The organism is Hymenobacter sp. 5516J-16 (assembly GCF_022919335.1).
Classification (GTDB): Bacteria; Bacteroidota; Bacteroidia; order Cytophagales; family Hymenobacteraceae; genus Hymenobacter; species Hymenobacter sublimis.
The window spans coordinates 2,126,455-2,141,182 of the sequence record NZ_CP095058.1 but is presented as its reverse complement, the minus strand read 5'-3'; the positions used below and the strand labels follow the sequence as shown (position 1 = coordinate 2,141,182).

Sequence of the window (14,728 nt, the reverse complement as noted above, 5' to 3'; positions counted from 1 at the left end):
GGGTAAGAAATGGACGTAGGAGTTCCGGCTTGCCCTGAACAGGGGCAAGGGAAGAGGTGGAAAAGCCAGAAAATCAAGGGAAAAGACTACCGCCGAAGGGTGCGTGGCAGCACGCGTCGCAGCCCATGTACAGCAGCTTGAAGCCAGCGGTGGCGCCGGGCGGTGCCAGCAAGTTGGGCATGAATCAGGTTCAGCTCCCGCCGAAGCTGCTGGCGGCCGGCCAGTTGCAGGCCCTGGTAGAGTAGGCGCTGGGCTTCGGTGTCGGTGGCCAGCTCGGGGTCGGTGAGCAGCTGCACTTGCCACTCAGCTGCTTCCGCGGCGCAGTGGTGGCCCAGGAGGTGGCGCTCAATGAGTTGCAGGCGTTTCAGGGCGGGGCGCATGGGTTACCGGTCGAAATCGTGAGCGAATACGGCTCGCACGGAAGCGCGCAGACGCTCCAGGCACTTAAACTTCTGCACCGTTGCTGAGCGCACACTGCGGTAGTCATGGGTGCGGGCAATCTGCTCCAGGGGCTGCTGGAAATAGTAGAACGCCAGCAGCACACTCTTGCACCGCTCGCCCAGCTGCTCCACGTAGTCCAGCACCGAAAGCGCGGCCGGGGTTTCGGCCGTCTCTGGGTCTTCCGGCAACTCGCCGTGTTCCTCCATAAGGCCGGTAAGGGGTTGCTGACTGCGGCGGCTCAGCTCGCGGCGCCAGAGGTTGCGGCACACGCCCACCAGGTAGGTGCTCACCGAGGCCGACAGCACCAAGGTTTCGCCAACGGCTTTTTCATAGAAAATGACCAGCGCATCCTGAAACACATCCTTGGCATCTTGGGCTGAGCCGCCGCGCTGCTGCACGTGCCGCCGCACCATCGGGAACGTGCGCTGGTAGATGCCGGTGAGCGTCTGGTGCCGGTCGGTGAGCAGGGCGTGCCGAAGGGAGGCAATGGTTTCCATAGCAAACAGGGTAGTGGGTGAGGGCCCGCAGGCCGTTCTGCAGGTTAATCTTCTTTTAGGCCAACTATCACCCTTCGAGCCCAGAAAAAAAGTTACCGCCCAGGTCAAAGAGTAGCCAGAATCTGCTGGATGGCCCGCTGGTACTCCGGGTTGTCGGTCATGCCATTGTGCCCGGCGCCAGTCAGGGTAATGAACTGATCCTGAGGTTTGAGCAACGGCTTAAGCTGCAGAGCTTGCTCGTAGCTGATTATCTCGTCGCGGGTGCCGTGGAAGATGACGATGGGCGCTTTCACCTGCGGCAACACTCGGTCGGTGTGCAAGGGGTAGCGCACCAGTAGGCCCAGCACCCAGGGGTAGTGCTGCCGGGCCACGGCGCGCATACTCCGGTAGGGTGTCTGCAGAATCAGCAGCCGGGGCTGGTGCCGGGCCGCCAGCCACGCCGCCGGACCAGTGCCCAAGGAGTAACCCAGCACAACGATGCGGTTTTCGGGGTACTGAGTCAGTAGCTGTTGATAAGCTGTTTCCACATCGGCAAGCAATTGCTGCTCACTGCTCAGGCGGCCCTGGCTTTTGCCGTAGCCCCGGTAATCGAGCAGGAATACGTCGTAGCCGAGGCGGGTGTAGGTAGGCGCCACATCGCCCCAACTGTCCAGGGCCCCACCGTTGCCGTGCAGATAGAAAACGAGGCCCCTGGCCTGAGCAGCATCAGCTTGGAATAGCAACCCATGGAGACGGGTACCATCTGGAGCCGTAACCCAGCGCTCCTCAAACCGATCGGGAAACCGAAAGCGGTAGTCCGGGGCTAGCCGGGTCGGGAAGAACAGTAGCCGCTCCTGCTGAAAATACAGCAGCAAACACACGCCAATGTACAGCGCGGCCCCTAGCCCGAATATCCAGAATACAGCCTTCATGGTAAGCTAGGAGCTAAGTGAAAGTCAACGCCTTTCTTTTTTGCACGTCATCCTGAGCAGCGCGAAGAATCTTCTCGCGCTGAAACGACTAGGGCAGAACGACACCCGCAACCACGACCCGCTCAGCCGTAATAAGGTCCTTCGTAAGCTCAGGATGACGTGGTGGGGTAGAGGAACAGTACAGGTTCTAGTTCAGTACAGTGCAGTTCGTCATGCAGTTAGGTAAATTGAGTCGGTTGCGTCGGCTAGTTCAGTACAGCCCGTCATGCCGAGGCGCCGCCAAAGCATCCCGCATGCTGACTCAAGACTACTAACTCACTGATGCGAGCCAGATGGTTCCTTTGTCAGCCTGACAATACTATGGCAACATCAGCACGCGGGATGCTTCGGCGGCGCCTCTGCAGGACGTTCTTTTTGCAGCCTCCCCATTATTCCAGAGGTAGAATTACAACCCGACAGAAGAAATTGTGACGTGTTGTAATAACTCACCATTTCACCACTTCACAATTTCACCACTAGCCCCCAATCGTGCTCATGGACTCGAAGCTGAGTTGGTGCAGGGGCGCTGGCGCTCAGCCTCGAAGCCGTTGGCGGCGCGGTGGCGGAAGGCGGAGGTGAGGGCGGCCACGATGTCGGCGTCGGAGGCGCCGCCGCGCAGCAGGGCCCGGATGTCGAGCACGCCTTGGTCGTAGAGACAGGTTTTGAGGCCGCCTTCGGCCGTGAGGCGGATGCGGTTGCAGGTGCCGCAGAAGGTGCGCGAGTAGGCCGCAATGATGCCCAGGCGGCCCTGGTGACCAGCCACGGTGTAGTGCGAGGCCGTGTCGCCGGGGCGGGTAGCTACCGGCGTCAGCGTGCCCAGGTTCAATTCTAGATGCTCCCGGATGCGGGTGTGATTCCAGGGTAGGGTAGCGGCGTGGCTACCCCGTTGAAGGGCATTTCTTCAATAAAACGCACATCCACGGGCAACTCGCGGGTTAGCTCGGCCAGGGGGAGCAAGTCCTGGGTGTTTTGCCCGTCCATTACCACGGCGTTGATTTTCACCCGAATACCGGCGGCTAACAGGGCGTAGAACGTATCCAGCACCCGCGGCAGCTCGTCGCGGCGGGTGATACTGGCGAAACGGGCTCGGTCGAGGGTGTCGAGGCTCAGGTTGACGGCCTTTACGCCCATGCGGGCCAGCTCCGGCACGTGGGGGCCGTGAGCACGCCGTTGGTGGTGAGGGTTAGTTCCTCAATGCCAGGAATTTGGCTGAGCCGGCTCATAAATGGCACCAGGTCGCGGCGCACGAAGGGCTCCCCGCCCGTCAGGCGTACTTTGCGCACGCCTAGCCCGGCCATAATAGCTACCAGACGCTCCATTTCTTCGTAGGTCAGCAGCTCTTGCTTGGGCAGGTACTGAATGCCTTCTTCGGGCATGCAGTAGAAGCAGCGCAGATTGCACCGGTCCGTGACGGCCAGTCGCAGGTATTCCAGCGGGCGGCCGTGGTTATCAAACAAAACAGATGGGACAGCAACGGACATACTCAACAGAAAAACACCTCGCCCAGGTAGAGCAGTGAAACAAACAACGTAAATCAGACTTTTCCGTTCGGGGAGTGACTTTCGTCCTCACGCAAACCGCGCGGCACCGGCAAGGGTTTCCGCTCCGGCCCCAATCAGCTTTACGAACACCTAGATAACCAATGAACTTGAAAATTGCTTTGTTCGGCATTGCCCGCGAAATCGTGGGACAATCGTCGCTGGAGGTTTCGGCGCCGGAAGGCCAGTCGGTGCAGGCGCTGCTGGCCGGGCTACAGCAGCAGTATCCGGGGCTTAGCCGCCTTTCCAGCCTAGCGGTAGCCGTAAATAATGAGTATGCCGAGGACAATGCTACCCTGTCGGAACGCGACGAAATTGCCCTAATTCCACCGGTAAGCGGAGGGTAATACTGGTAAAACAACGTCATGCTGAGCTGGTCGAAGCATCTCTACCGCTTCGTCCTCACAAGAGAAGTTAGCCAGCAGTAGAGATGCTTCGACCAGCTCAACATGACAACGCTTTTTTTACAGTGCTACCAGGATAACCATTGCCAATAAGAGCAACCTACCTGTCACCATTTACCCCATCACCTCCTCACTCCCTTGATTCACATCGACCTGACCGACCAGCCCATCGACTTAGCCGCCGCCCTGCGCACGGTGGAAGACGATGGGGCCGGGGCCATTAATACGTTTATTGGGGCCGTGCGCAATAAAAGCACTGGCCGCCCCGTGGTGCGCCTCGAATACGAAGCCTACGACAGCATGGCCCTGCACCAGCTCCGCAAAGTAGCCGAACAGGCCGTAGAGCAGTGGCCGATGCTGAAAAAAGTCACCGTCATTCACCGCAAAGGCACCCTCCACATCGGCGACGTGGCCGTGGTCGTGGCCGTGTCCACGCCCCACCGCGCCGAGAGCTTCGCCGCCTGCCAGTACATCATCGATACGCTGAAACAGGTAGTAACTATCTGGAAAAAGGAGTTCTACGAGGATGGTGACGTGTGGGTAGCCGCTCACCCGTAGCACCTGACTATTTCGCCGCGCTGTTCTCCAGCAACGTTACGGCGCGTTCCAGCACTTGGTCCCGACCTTCCCGAATTCCCTGGATGGTAGGTTTTACCTCAATGTCGGGCACAATACCAACGCGCTGGGTTTCGCGGCCATTGGGGTAATACACGCCAATGCCCGAAATGTAGGTGTTAATGTTGCCGGGTAGCGTGATGGCCGAAACGTTGCCGTCGGCTCCGGCCGTGGTGCTGCCTAGCACCGTGGCCCCCGGTACCGCCCGCAGGGCCATGGCCGTGTATTCGGAGTTGCTCTGGGAAAGCTCATTTACCAGAATAACCACCTTCCCGGAGTACGCTGACTTCTTACCTGGCGCTATTTGTAGCGGTGAACTTCGCAGAAACAGCCCCGGATACGTAGTCATGGGTGCACTAAACCGCACAAAGTCAGCTGGTTTACTTAGTAGGTAGCTGGTGAGCGTAAACACCACAAAGTCAGAGGGGTAGTTGCGGATATCGATAATGAGCCCTTTAGTGCCCTGGGCTTCCTGCATGATGGCGGGCAAGTCCTGGTTTTTGATGGTGCCCAGTGAGAGGTAGCCAATGTTGCCGGGGAGCACGCGCCACGCGGGAGCTTTGGGGTCGGGAGTGCCGCTTTCAAGGCCCAGGTTCAGCTTGCTGAACAGGTAGCGGTTGAGGGTGAAAGGCAGCTCCTGGCCGTTGCGCCGGACGAGCACCGCTACCTGTTCGGTGGGGCCGCGCAGCAAGCCGCGGGCGATGTTGCGCAACTGGGTAGGCTCGTTGGACGCCGGCGTGAGGGCCGCCGCTCGGCTACCAGGTCCGCTACTTTGCGGCCGTCAACCTGCAGCACCACGTCGCCTTTCTGCAGGCCGGTGGCCGAACCCAGTTGCTGATCAAAGTAGTCCGTTACCACGGCCTGGCCCTCCACAAACCGAACTTGCACGGGCGCATGATACTTGCCCTTGTAGGCAGTCAGAATTTTATTTGGCTCATAAATAGTAGCGTGGGTGTCGTGGATGCGGGCAATGAGGGCCAGGGCCGTGAGCTGGTACTGCTCGGGGGTGCGGGCGGCCACAAACTGCGGCAGAAAATCCGGTAGCACCTGCTGCCAATCTTCCCCAATGGCGTAGCGGTAGGGAAAAAAGTAGGCAATCATGTTCCAGTAGCGGTACAAAGCCAGCAGCCGCAAGCCGTCATCGGGCAAGTCGGTTTTTAGCAGGGCGTATTTTTCCTCGTGCTGAAATATGGGGTTGCCCACTCCGGGCACAGTACTCACGTAATAGTGCGGACCCTGGTTGCGGTTGCGACGCAGGTACTCCAACTGCTGGCTCAGGGCCGGGCTCAGCTGGCGATTGTCGGTAAGCCAGGCTAGGTCGGGTTGGAGGCGGATGCTTTCCGGGGCTGGCTCCCGGCAGGTAGGGCAGGGAGGCACCAGCCCCAGGCTGGTCACCCAATTGCTCAGTAGTTGGCTGCGGGCCGCGGTGGAAGAGCTAGCTAGCACCTGCGGCAGCACCCGAAACAGCGCGGCATCCAGGTTATGCTCGCCAGTGGCCACGGCTGGGTGGTAGTATTTCACGAAGCCCCACACCCGCCCCAGTACCGCCAGGTTTTCAAGTTGTTGCGGGTTGAGGGAGCCCAAGTTGATGCCCGACCCCGAGTAAAACGCCGTGTCCTGCTCGGCCTTGTAATGCTTGATAGGGCGCAGCAACGCCCGCGCCAGCGGCTTGCCGTCGACGGTAAGTTCCAGCTGGTCGAGCCACATGGTGCCGGTTCCCGGCAGCAGGCCCCCAGCACCACGGACTCCGCGGCTTCAGCGAGGGGTAGCGTGATGGAGTAAGCCTGCCACGCGGTGGTGCCGTGCACATTCTGCTTCGACATGTTGTCAAGCTGGAGCGTGCCCTGCGGTCCATCAACGCGAAGCCACAGGCCCGCGTAGCCATTCTGCACATTCTCGGTTTTGAGAAAACCGGTCAGCGTTATGGTTTTGCCCTGAAAGTTGACGGGCAGCTTAACCGAGGCGACGCCAAACCCACCGGCCTTCGCACCAGCGGACTGAATCCGCAGGGCGTAGCGCCCGTGGTGTTTTACCAGAGAGTCGGCAGTTACCGTGTACTCGTTGTCCGCGGGCGCCCACCAGCCGACGGGCAGATGGGTTTTGGGGTTTACCTGTTCAACATCCAGGTTTAGATTGGGCGTTACCCGCTGGGCCTGGGTAGCAAGGGTAGCGCTCAGGAGCGCCCATAATAAATAATAGCGTTTCATAGTAGTAGCTAGAGTCAGGAACGTGCTTGAAGGTAGCAGCATATTCCTGACTCTGACCACAACACGTTTTTAGAGCAACGCTACCCCAGTTCCTGTCGGGCTTGCTCGGCTTCTTCCGGCGTGTTCACGTTGCGCAGCTCCGCGGGTGCGGGCGGGGGGAGTAGCTCTATGTCGGAGTTGATCAGGGACTTGCGGGGGCAGCTGTAGCCCAGGCTCAGGAAGCGCAGGAGCGTGCCGTAGCTGCTGGGCTCCCAGATGGTTATGAGCGGTTCGGGCCATTCATTTTCGGGGCTTTGGTAGGCGGTGGCCATCCGGGCCGGCTGCCGATGCTCTACCAGATGGCTCAGCGTAGTTTCCGAGAGGAAAGGTAGGTCGCAGGCAACAACCAGCCAAGCAGCATTGGGGTCGAGGCGGAAGGCGGACAGCAAGCCGCTCAGCGGACCTAGGTCGGCGAAGGTATCGGGGAGGGGGCGCAGGCCGGCGTATTCCAGCTCCACTACCTGGTCGGGGCGGCAGGAAACGTGCACGTCTTGGCAGAAGCCGGCCAGCAGCTCGGCGGCGCGGGCGCGCTGCTCCTGGCCTTGGTGGTAACTAAGCTTGCCTTTGTCCTGGCCCATGCGTTGGCTGCGGCCCCCGGCCAGCACCAGGCCCCGCAGCGGCGGCGCGGCGGCGTGCCACTCCTGCAGAATCAGCTCGGCTAGGGTTTCTAAGTCGTGAAGGGGAATGATGGGAACATTCGCCTCTCCTAGGTGCGCGCGCAGGTAGGCTGGTACTTCGGTTACGCCTTCGGGTAGGAGTAGGGCCCGCACGTCCGTCAGGCGGTCCAGCTTTTTCTCCACGGGTTTGGCTGGATCCAGTATTACCAACTGCTGGCGGGCCCGGAAATGGTTGCCGTTCACTAGCACCAGGCTCTGGTGGTGCAGCCACTCCGGCTGGCTGAATTTGTCGAAGCCGCGCTTCGTGTCTAGCCGAGCGAAGGTGATTTTATCGGTTAGCTCGGCGGTGGCGCCGGCTTGCAGAATGGCATCTTGGCCGCCATTGCCACCCTGGGCTGCATCGTCGCCGGCGGCGTGGTCGGCATCCACGTAGGCCACCCGTAGGGTAGGGGTAAGCAAGGGCAGCAGGCGGGCCGTCAACTGCTTGATGCTGCCACAGGGCGCCCCCAGAATGGCTAGTTCGTGGCGGTTAAACTCGCCTAAATCAGGACGGGCCAGCTGGGCGTGCTTGGTGCGCGGCGCCGGGGCAGGGCTGGCCGAGGCGTCAGTGGGCTTATCCGGCATGATAAAAATCTTGTTTACCGCCGGTTTTTTCCAGCAGTCGAGTTTCCTGAATGACAATGTGATGCGACAGGGCTTTGCACATGTCGTAAATAGTGAGGGCGGCCACCGAAGCGCCGGTGAGGGCTTCCATTTCTACCCCGGTTTTACCCGTTACGGTGGCGGTGCACTCAATAACTACCGCGTCTTCCCCGTCTACCTCAATGCGCACCTGGCAGTCGTCGAGGCCTAAGGGGTGACAGAGCGGAATCAACTCCGAAGTGCGCTTAGCCCCCATAATGCCGGCCAGAATGGCGGTTTGGAACACGGGGCCTTTGCGGGTGGGCAAGTCACCTTCTTTTACCAGGGCCATAATATCGGGGCCGAGCACCACGCGGCTTCGGGCCCGGGCCACGCGGCGGGTAGGCGTCTTCGGGCCGACATCGACCATGGCCGGCTGCCCGGCAGCATTCAGGTGGGTGAGTTTGGGAGAGTCAGGCATAGTAGCAGTAGAGACGGATCTTTGCGCGTAGTCGTTGCGAATGGTAAACAAACCGGCAAGGCCGGTACTTTGCTTTTTCGTTGTGGTAAGGTGTTATTCCGAGCAGCAGCGAGGAATCTGGGTTCCGGCCACGAGGCTAACTCAGATTCCTCGCTGCACTCGGAATGACACTATACCGTAACGCTGCGGCGCAAAAATGCGTCTCTACACCCGTTCTATTTCCTGCCATGCTCTCCGTCGAAGAAGCTACCCGTTTGGTTACCGCTACCGTTCGTTCCCTGTCCGTTGAGTACCTGTCGCTACCCCTGGCGGCGGGCCGCGTACTGCGCGAAGACCTGTGCGCCGACCGGGACTTTCCGCCCTTCAATCGGGTAGCCATGGATGGCATTGCCCTGCGCTTTGCGGCCCTGGAAGCGGGACAAACAGAGTTTCGCATCGACAGCACGCAGTTTGCCGGCCAGCCACCCCAGCCCCTGCACGACCCGCAGGCAGCCGTAGAAATTATGACCGGTGCGGCCCTGCCGGTGGGCGTTGATACGGTTATTCGCTACGAAGACCTCACGTTCCGAACCGATGCGGCCGGCCAACGCTACGCCACCGTGCAGGCCCACCCCCACGCCCGGGCCACAACGTGCACGCCCAAGCCGCCGACCGCCGCCGGGGCGACTTGCTGGTGCCCGCTGGCACCCGCCTGGAGCCGGCCGAAATAGCCGTAGCCGCCACCATCGGGGCCGCTACGGTGGCCGTTACACGCCGGCCACGAGTGGCCGTGGTAAGTACTGGCGACGAGTTAGTACCCATCACGGAGAAGCCGGCGGCCCACCAGATTCGGCGCTCCAACGCTCTGATGCTGCAAGCCGCCGCCTGGCAAACCGGAGCGGCCGCCGATACCTTTCACATGAACGACGACCCCGAAGCCCTGCGGCAGCAACTACCGGCTTTACTGCACGGCTACGACGCAGTGGTGCTCAGCGGCGGCGTGTCAAAAGGCAAAGCTGATTTTCTACCCGAAACCTTGCGCGAGCTAGGGTAGAGCAGATTTTTCATGAGGTGCAGCAGCGGCCGGGCAAGCCGTTCTGGTTTGGGCAGCAGCCCGGCGGCGCGGTGGTGTTTGCCCTGCCGGCAACCCGGTTTCCACCTTCGTGAACTTCTACCGCTACGCCCGCCCCTGGCTGCTAGCGGTGCAGCAACCCGAGGCCGAAGCAACTCCAAGCCCGCGCAGGCCCCGCCCGGCGGCCCCGTGTCGGCCATCCTGACCGAAGACGTGCAGTTTCGGCCTCGCCTCACGCACTTTCTGCTGGTAAGCCTGGAGCCCGGCCCGATGGCCGCCTGCTGGCTACCCCCGAGCGGGCCGGTGGCTCCGGCGACATGGCCAGCTTGCTGACTTCGGCGGGTTTTCTGGAGCTGCCACCGGAGCAGGAGCAGTTCCCGGCCGGATCGATGCTGCCCGCGTGGCGGTTTCGGTAAGCACCTGTTGCAGAGCTTGCGGCAAGGCCGAGGCTAATAACTGCCGCGCCAGGAGAAGGCAGCAGGCAGACCGACTACTTAGCTTACTCCGCCGTGGAGCTTGCGGTGGAAGCGGGAGCATTAGCCAACGACTCCTGAATTTGGATGATGACCTCCCGCAGCTGCTGGGTAATGCGAGCTACCAGCGTGGTTAAAGGCTCAGGCTGAAATTCGCCTGGCCACTGGTCGAGCTCCGTAACTACTGGCAGCAGGTGCAGCACGTGCAGGTGAGCCAGGCCGGGCTTGAGCGTATGGGCCGCGCTTTTCAGCCGAACTACGTTGCCGTCCTGCAGGGCTTGCGCCATTTCCAGTAGCAGTTCCTCGCTGCTTTCCACGAAGGTTTCTAGCATAAAAGTCACGAAGCTTTGGTCGCCTTGGCCAACTTTCAGCAAGTCGTCAATTTGGTAAAGCGCGGCACTTGCAGGCGTAACCGAAGGGGTAGGCACTGGCGTAACTGATTGCGTCTGTGGTACTACCCACTCGCTTACTACCTGCAGCAACTCGGCTTCTTGGAATGGCTTGGCCAGGTAGGCGTTCATGCCCGCGGCTAGGCACTTCTCCCGCTCGCCTTTGATGGCGTTGGCGGTCAGGGCCACAATGGGCGTAGTGAGTTTCAACTGCTGACGCAACGCGGCAGTAGCGCCGTAGCCATCGAGAATGGGCATCTGAATGTCCATCAAGATCAGGTCGAACACTTGCTCTTGAGCCAGGGCTACGGCTTGCTCGCCGTGCTCGGCTTCGGTCACCTGTACTTGGGCCTGCTGCAGGAACGTCTTGGCAATCTGGCGGTTGAAACGGTTGTCTTCCACCAGCAGCACGTGCTTGTGGCGCAAGTGCTGGCGTAGCGGGCTGTCCTCAGTCAGCAGCACTTGGGGCAGCAGGTCCTGGGCTGTGCCCACGGGTAGGCGCAGAATAAACCGCGTAATCGTGCCCCGGTGCTTCTCGCTTTCCAGCTGCACGTCGCCGCCCATGAGTTTGACTAGGTTGCGGCAAATGGGCAGGCCCAGCCCAGTGCCGCCAAACTTGCGCGTGACGGAGGCATCTTCCTGGCTGAACTCCTGGAAGATGTGGGCCAGAAACTCCGGCTCAATGCCTACGCCCGTATCGGCTACCTGAAATAGAACATCCACGGCTCCGATAGGGCATTTGCCGCCTCCACCGCTTCGCAGGAAATGACTACTTGTCCTTTCTCCGTGAACTTGATGGCATTGCCGGCCAAATTCAGCAGCACTTGCGTGATGCGGTACGGGTCGCCGAGCAGGACGGCCGGAATGCCTGCCCCAATTCGGGTGCTCAGGCAGAGGCCTTTTTCGGCGGCTTTGTAGTGCAGGGTTTGCTCTACCTGAGCCAGTAACTGGGTAGGGCCAAAGCCCACCTGCTCTAGCACCATCTTGCCCGCTTCCAGCTTCGAAAGGTCCAGAATGTCATTGATGATGACCAGCAGGTTGTCGGCGGAGGTGGTAATGGCTTGCTGGTAACTGCTTTGAGTTGGTGTGAGCGGGGTTTTGGCCAGCAACTGGCTCATGCCCAAAATGGCGTTCATGGGCGTGCGAATTTCGTGGCTCATGTTGGCCAGGAAAATTTCCCGGGCCCGCACCGCCGACTCCGCCGCCAGCTTGGCGTGGCGCAGGGCCTGCTCCGTCACTACCCGCTCCGTCACGTCGAGGCCGTAGCCCAGAATCATGTGCAGGGAGCCATCAGGGTGAAATACGGGCTGCAGGCAGCGGTACTGGTGGCGGCTGCCCTCGGGCCGCAGAAAGGTTTCTTCGTAGGTCACGAGGCTGCGCTGCTGCACCACTTGCTCCAGCTGGGCGTGCCGCTCGTGGGCCATGGAAGCCGGGTAATTGGTCCGGGAAAAGTAGTCGAAGTTGTTTTTGCCGATAATCCACTTCCGCGTTTCTGGGTCCTTGATGCCGCTGGCATTCACGAACAGGTAGCGGAACTGGTCGTCGAAAACGCCCACGTCGCAGGGCAACTGATCCAGCACAAACTCATAAAAGGCCCGCTGCTCGGCCAGTTGTTTTTCTACTTGGCGGCGCTCGGTAATATCTACGCCCATGCCCACCATCATGCGCAGGGAGCCATCGGTTGCAAACACGGGTAGGAAATGTCGCCGGATGTGCTGGGGGCCGGCCGCCGTTTCCTGCACTTCCTCCCACGAAACGACGGTGCGGCCTTGCACGGCCTGCTCAAAGCACTGGCGGCGCTGCTCGGCTAGCTCCCGGGGGCGCTGGAAGTGGGCGCAATAGGCAAAATCGTCCTGTCCAATAACCCAGCTCCGGGTAGCCGCGTCCAGAATGCCGTTGGCATTAACAAAGCGGTAGCGGTGCTCGGCGTCGAAAACGGCAACCTCCACGGGTAGCTGCTGCAGAATGGCTTCGTAGAAATTCTGTGGGGCGTCGGGGCCTGCTTCGGCGGCGGGCTCAGAGGTGGTGTCGCTGCCGGGAATGGGCCCGCAGTTGTTGGCTGGCGCTTTCGGCTGGCTCGGCCGCTGGGCCGCGGCCAGTTGGGCCTGCGTAGCGGCCAGCGCCTGCTGCAAAGTTGCAATGCGGTCCTCGGCCCAGGTGCGCCACGCTGTTTCGTCAGTAGGCGGGGCGGCTACATGATCAGAAAAGCCAAGAGACGAAACAGCAGACATCTACGACAGATAGGAAAAGTGATAAAGTAGCAAATATAGTCAATACATGTAGTGTAATATACTTATTAGTAGATGACTAGTTAAGGAATAAGTAGGATGATTTTGATAAATACTCATGTTCAGCAGTCAAGTATCATTCGTGCTGCCTTGCGTACAGAGCTGAACCCAAGCAAACAACTTATACCAGCCTGACTCGGCGCAGATTTCCCGATTACCTGCCTCACAGGCGCTGGCCGAGTCGTTCTGCTGCGGGCCTTGGCTTCCCCGATTACCAGAGCAGTAGGCCACATCAGCAGCTACCCGTTCGGCGCACCTCAGTACTACTTGGATGGCACTTTTGGGCTGGGGCGGGGTGCGGCCGGCTGGGTACCCCTTGCGCGGGTAGGGGCCGCGCCTCCGTGTTTCGGTGGCACTTTTGTCGTACTCTTGTGGTTGCCTATACTTACAACAACATTTCTGGCCGAAGCGGTGTGGACTGCTCTTGCGCAGTTTTCCCTTTGTCTATGAGTGCTTCGCTTAAATTCACGAACGCCAACCGTTCACTTTTCTTTGCCACAGTTCGCCAGCGGGTGGATGCTTACTTTCAGCTTCACCAGCTTTCCCGGCATGCCAACCGGGCCATGTGGGGAAAAACCATTCTGTTTCTGGTCAGCTTTGTGGGGCTGTACGCACTCATTCTATCCGGCTTGCTAGGCCCCTGGGGCATGCTGGTTGCGGCCGGACTGTTGGGAGCCACCAATGCCTTCATCGGCTTCAATATCTGCCACGATGCCCTGCACGGGGCTTTTTCAGCTAACAAGCGCATAAACAAGGGCTTAGGCCTGCTCTTCAATTTGCTGGGGCCAGCCCCTACGTGTGGGGCATTACCCACAACCTGGTGCACCATACTTACACCAACATTCCCGGCCACGACGAAGATATTGAGGTAGCGCCCGGTCTGGTGCGTTTGTCGGAGGATGAGCCCGTACGCCCTTGGCAACGGTTTCAGCACTTCTACGCCTTTGCCCTCTACGGGCTGGCGTCGTTGTCGTGGGTGCTGCGCAAGGACTACGTTAAGTTTTTTCAGGCAAAGATTGGGGAGCATGTCGCCAATCATCCCCGCAAGGAATACGTGAACCTGTTCCTGTATAAGGCCCTGTACTACGTCTTGTTCATTGTTCTGCCGCTGGTGTTTCTCCCCATTACCTGGTGGCAGTTTCTGCTGGGCTTTCTAACCATGCACTTCGTGGAAGGGCTGGTGCTGGGCCTGGTTTTTCAGCTGGCGCACGTGGTAGAAGGTACCGCTTTCCCGCTGCCCGACGCGCAAGGCGAAATGCAGGAAGCGTGGGCCGTGCACCAGCTCCAAACCACGGCCAACTTTTCGCCTACCAGCAAGCTGGCCAGTTTTTTCTGCGGGGGCCTGAACCGGCAAATTGAGCATCACCTATTTCCGCGCATTTGTCACATTCACTACCCTGCCCTGTCGGTGATTGTTCGCAACACGGCCCAGGAATTCGGCTTGCCCTACCTGGAAAACGCTTCGTTTTGGGGCGCGCTTCAGTCCCACTACCGCATCCTGTACAAGTTGGGCCGGGCCAGTGCCTAGCCGCTACCTTCTCGGCAAGCAGAAGGGGTAGCGCGTTTTCTGAATATAACGACTAAATGAAAGAAAGCCCGCGCGAAGCTATTTCCCGCGGGCTTTCGTGTTATTCTGCCTCGAACTCCAGCCCGCAGGTAAAGCAATGACATTGGGGCTTTTCGGGGGCCTGTAGCCAGAGGCGCAGCTTCACGAAAAGGTTGTCGGTGGGTTGAGGCTGGTGGCGGCAGACTACGTCGGCATGGTGGCAGCGGGGGCAGCGCCGGGTGCCGGCGGCTGGCTCTTCCGCTGGCTCGGGGGCATGGCATGCATGGGGGCCCGTTGGGCGTGCAGTACTTCGTGGGCAGCCGCCACATCAGGGGCCCGCACGAATAGGCGCACCGCTCCCAGCACGGGCCCATAGGGCCGGTTTTCGTTGCCCAGAAAGCAAGGGATGCCAGCGGCATCAAGCTGATTTTTAGCTAAATGCGCGGTAATAACATCCCGAAACGATTCGAGCAGGACAATGTTGGCAGGAGCGGAAGAATCCGGGGGCATACAGAAAAGGCGGGGCTGAGGAGCCGTACAAGCCAAAAACAACAGAAGCACCCCATTGGGT

At 60.1% G+C, this 14,728-nt stretch carries 19 protein-coding genes and 1 pseudogene; 9 read left to right on the top strand and 11 right to left on the bottom strand.

Annotation, left to right across the window (positions count from 1 at the left end; translation table 11 throughout):
• Positions 1 to 86 precede the first annotated feature (86 nt).
• From MUN84_RS10660 to moaA, 4 genes and pseudogenes are all read right to left on the bottom strand, one after another.
• Positions 87 to 380, bottom strand: coding sequence for a hypothetical protein (locus MUN84_RS10660; RefSeq protein ID WP_244698258.1), 294 nt, complete (start codon positions 378 to 380; stop codon positions 87 to 89).
• A 3-nt stretch (positions 381 to 383) separates the two neighbouring features.
• Positions 384 to 938 carry an RNA polymerase sigma factor gene (locus MUN84_RS10655; RefSeq protein ID WP_244698256.1) on the bottom strand — a complete coding sequence of 185 codons (555 nt, stop codon included), beginning with the start codon at positions 936 to 938 and terminating at the stop codon, positions 384 to 386.
• A 104-nt stretch (positions 939 to 1,042) separates the two neighbouring features.
• Entirely contained in the window at positions 1,043 to 1,849 is an 807-nt protein-coding gene (locus MUN84_RS10650) for an alpha/beta hydrolase (RefSeq protein ID WP_244698253.1), read from the bottom strand.
• A gap of 515 nt (positions 1,850 to 2,364) precedes the next feature.
• Positions 2,365 to 3,369, bottom strand: a pseudogene (gene moaA, locus MUN84_RS24540) (GTP 3',8-cyclase MoaA).
• A gap of 161 nt (positions 3,370 to 3,530) precedes the next feature.
• Here moaA and moaD point away from each other — a divergent pair.
• Positions 3,531 to 3,773 (top strand): molybdopterin converting factor subunit 1, encoded by a 243-nt coding sequence (moaD, locus tag MUN84_RS10635; RefSeq protein WP_244698247.1) that lies wholly within the window; start codon positions 3,531 to 3,533, stop codon positions 3,771 to 3,773.
• Positions 3,774 to 3,968: 195 nt separating this feature from the next.
• On the top strand, positions 3,969 to 4,388 hold the full coding sequence (locus MUN84_RS10630) for a molybdenum cofactor biosynthesis protein MoaE (RefSeq protein ID WP_244698244.1): 420 nt from the start codon (positions 3,969 to 3,971) through the stop codon (positions 4,386 to 4,388).
• Between the two features lie 7 nt (positions 4,389 to 4,395).
• Here the strand turns inward: MUN84_RS10630 and MUN84_RS10625 are convergent, their stop codons facing one another.
• Positions 4,396 to 5,157, bottom strand: coding sequence for a S41 family peptidase (locus tag MUN84_RS10625; RefSeq protein WP_244698242.1), 762 nt, complete (start codon positions 5,155 to 5,157; stop codon positions 4,396 to 4,398).
• The gene (locus tag MUN84_RS10620) at positions 5,109 to 6,152 is read right to left on the bottom strand and encodes a hypothetical protein (RefSeq protein WP_244698239.1); all 1,044 of its coding nucleotides are present in this window, start codon (positions 6,150 to 6,152) and stop codon (positions 5,109 to 5,111) included. Before MUN84_RS10620 ends, MUN84_RS10625 begins: the two co-directional genes overlap by 49 nt.
• A gap of 95 nt (positions 6,153 to 6,247) precedes the next feature.
• Between MUN84_RS10620 and MUN84_RS10615 the strand changes: the two genes are divergently transcribed.
• Positions 6,248 to 6,577 (top strand): hypothetical protein, encoded by a 330-nt coding sequence (locus tag MUN84_RS10615; RefSeq protein ID WP_244698236.1) that lies wholly within the window; start codon positions 6,248 to 6,250, stop codon positions 6,575 to 6,577.
• Between the two features lie 155 nt (positions 6,578 to 6,732).
• Here MUN84_RS10615 and MUN84_RS10610 read toward each other — a convergent pair whose 3' ends face one another.
• Positions 6,733 to 7,932 carry an NTP transferase domain-containing protein gene (locus MUN84_RS10610; RefSeq protein ID WP_244698233.1) on the bottom strand — a complete coding sequence of 400 codons (1,200 nt, stop codon included), beginning with the start codon at positions 7,930 to 7,932 and terminating at the stop codon, positions 6,733 to 6,735.
• Positions 7,922 to 8,410, bottom strand: a complete 489-nt coding sequence (moaC, locus tag MUN84_RS10605; RefSeq protein WP_244698230.1) for a cyclic pyranopterin monophosphate synthase MoaC — start codon at positions 8,408 to 8,410, stop codon at positions 7,922 to 7,924. The genes MUN84_RS10610 and moaC overlap by 11 nt, the downstream gene beginning before the upstream one ends.
• Before the next feature lie 227 nt (positions 8,411 to 8,637).
• Between moaC and MUN84_RS10600 the strand changes: the two genes are divergently transcribed.
• The 4 genes from MUN84_RS10600 (at position 8,638) to MUN84_RS10585 (ending at position 9,877) form a co-directional block, all read left to right on the top strand.
• Positions 8,638 to 9,120, top strand: a complete 483-nt coding sequence (locus tag MUN84_RS10600; protein ID WP_244698227.1) for a hypothetical protein — start codon at positions 8,638 to 8,640, stop codon at positions 9,118 to 9,120.
• Positions 9,084 to 9,443 carry a molybdopterin-binding protein gene (locus MUN84_RS10595; RefSeq protein WP_244698213.1) on the top strand — a complete coding sequence of 120 codons (360 nt, stop codon included), beginning with the start codon at positions 9,084 to 9,086 and terminating at the stop codon, positions 9,441 to 9,443. The genes MUN84_RS10600 and MUN84_RS10595 overlap by 37 nt, the downstream gene beginning before the upstream one ends.
• 207 nt (positions 9,444 to 9,650) lie before the next feature.
• The gene (locus tag MUN84_RS10590; RefSeq protein ID WP_244698210.1) at positions 9,651 to 9,794 is read left to right on the top strand and encodes a hypothetical protein; all 144 of its coding nucleotides are present in this window, start codon (positions 9,651 to 9,653) and stop codon (positions 9,792 to 9,794) included.
• Positions 9,779 to 9,877, top strand: coding sequence for a hypothetical protein (locus MUN84_RS10585; RefSeq protein WP_244698208.1), 99 nt, complete (start codon positions 9,779 to 9,781; stop codon positions 9,875 to 9,877). Before MUN84_RS10590 ends, MUN84_RS10585 begins: the two co-directional genes overlap by 16 nt.
• Before the next feature lie 83 nt (positions 9,878 to 9,960).
• Here MUN84_RS10585 and MUN84_RS10580 read toward each other — a convergent pair whose 3' ends face one another.
• Positions 9,961 to 11,046, bottom strand: coding sequence for a response regulator (locus tag MUN84_RS10580; protein ID WP_244698206.1), 1,086 nt, complete (start codon positions 11,044 to 11,046; stop codon positions 9,961 to 9,963).
• On the bottom strand, positions 11,025 to 12,554 hold the full coding sequence (locus tag MUN84_RS10575) for a PAS domain-containing protein (RefSeq protein WP_244698203.1): 1,530 nt from the start codon (positions 12,552 to 12,554) through the stop codon (positions 11,025 to 11,027). Before MUN84_RS10575 ends, MUN84_RS10580 begins: the two co-directional genes overlap by 22 nt.
• A 503-nt stretch (positions 12,555 to 13,057) precedes the next feature.
• On the opposite strand from MUN84_RS10575, the gene MUN84_RS23735 reads away from it, so the two are divergent.
• Complete coding sequence (locus MUN84_RS23735) at positions 13,058 to 13,483, top strand: hypothetical protein (protein WP_317239171.1); 426 nt, start codon at positions 13,058 to 13,060, stop codon at positions 13,481 to 13,483.
• Entirely contained in the window at positions 13,432 to 14,139 is a 708-nt protein-coding gene (locus tag MUN84_RS10570) for an acyl-CoA desaturase (protein ID WP_317239170.1), read from the top strand. Before MUN84_RS23735 ends, MUN84_RS10570 begins: the two co-directional genes overlap by 52 nt.
• A 222-nt stretch (positions 14,140 to 14,361) precedes the next feature.
• Here MUN84_RS10570 and MUN84_RS10565 read toward each other — a convergent pair whose 3' ends face one another.
• Positions 14,362 to 14,667, bottom strand: coding sequence for a DUF2007 domain-containing protein (locus MUN84_RS10565; protein ID WP_244698200.1), 306 nt, complete (start codon positions 14,665 to 14,667; stop codon positions 14,362 to 14,364).
• Positions 14,668 to 14,728 lie beyond the last annotated feature (61 nt).

Coding starts and splice junctions, on each gene's coding strand:
- MUN84_RS10660 (WP_244698258.1), bottom strand. CDS start 380: ATGCGCCCCGCCCTGAAACGCCTGCAACTCATTGAGCGCCACCTCCTG.
- MUN84_RS10655 (WP_244698256.1), bottom strand. CDS start 938: ATGGAAACCATTGCCTCCCTTCGGCACGCCCTGCTCACCGACCGGCAC.
- MUN84_RS10650 (WP_244698253.1), bottom strand. CDS start 1,849: ATGAAGGCTGTATTCTGGATATTCGGGCTAGGGGCCGCGCTGTACATT.
- moaD (WP_244698247.1), top strand. CDS start 3,531: ATGAACTTGAAAATTGCTTTGTTCGGCATTGCCCGCGAAATCGTGGGA.
- MUN84_RS10620 (WP_244698239.1), bottom strand. CDS start 6,152: ATGTGGCTCGACCAGCTGGAACTTACCGTCGACGGCAAGCCGCTGGCG.
- MUN84_RS10610 (WP_244698233.1), bottom strand. CDS start 7,932: ATGCCGGATAAGCCCACTGACGCCTCGGCCAGCCCTGCCCCGGCGCCG.
- moaC (WP_244698230.1), bottom strand. CDS start 8,410: ATGCCTGACTCTCCCAAACTCACCCACCTGAATGCTGCCGGGCAGCCG.
- MUN84_RS10600 (WP_244698227.1), top strand. CDS start 8,638: ATGCTCTCCGTCGAAGAAGCTACCCGTTTGGTTACCGCTACCGTTCGT.
- MUN84_RS10585 (WP_244698208.1), top strand. CDS start 9,779: ATGGCCAGCTTGCTGACTTCGGCGGGTTTTCTGGAGCTGCCACCGGAG.
- MUN84_RS10575 (WP_244698203.1), bottom strand. CDS start 12,554: ATGTCTGCTGTTTCGTCTCTTGGCTTTTCTGATCATGTAGCCGCCCCG.
- MUN84_RS23735 (WP_317239171.1), top strand. CDS start 13,058: ATGAGTGCTTCGCTTAAATTCACGAACGCCAACCGTTCACTTTTCTTT.
- MUN84_RS10565 (WP_244698200.1), bottom strand. CDS start 14,667: ATGCCCCCGGATTCTTCCGCTCCTGCCAACATTGTCCTGCTCGAATCG.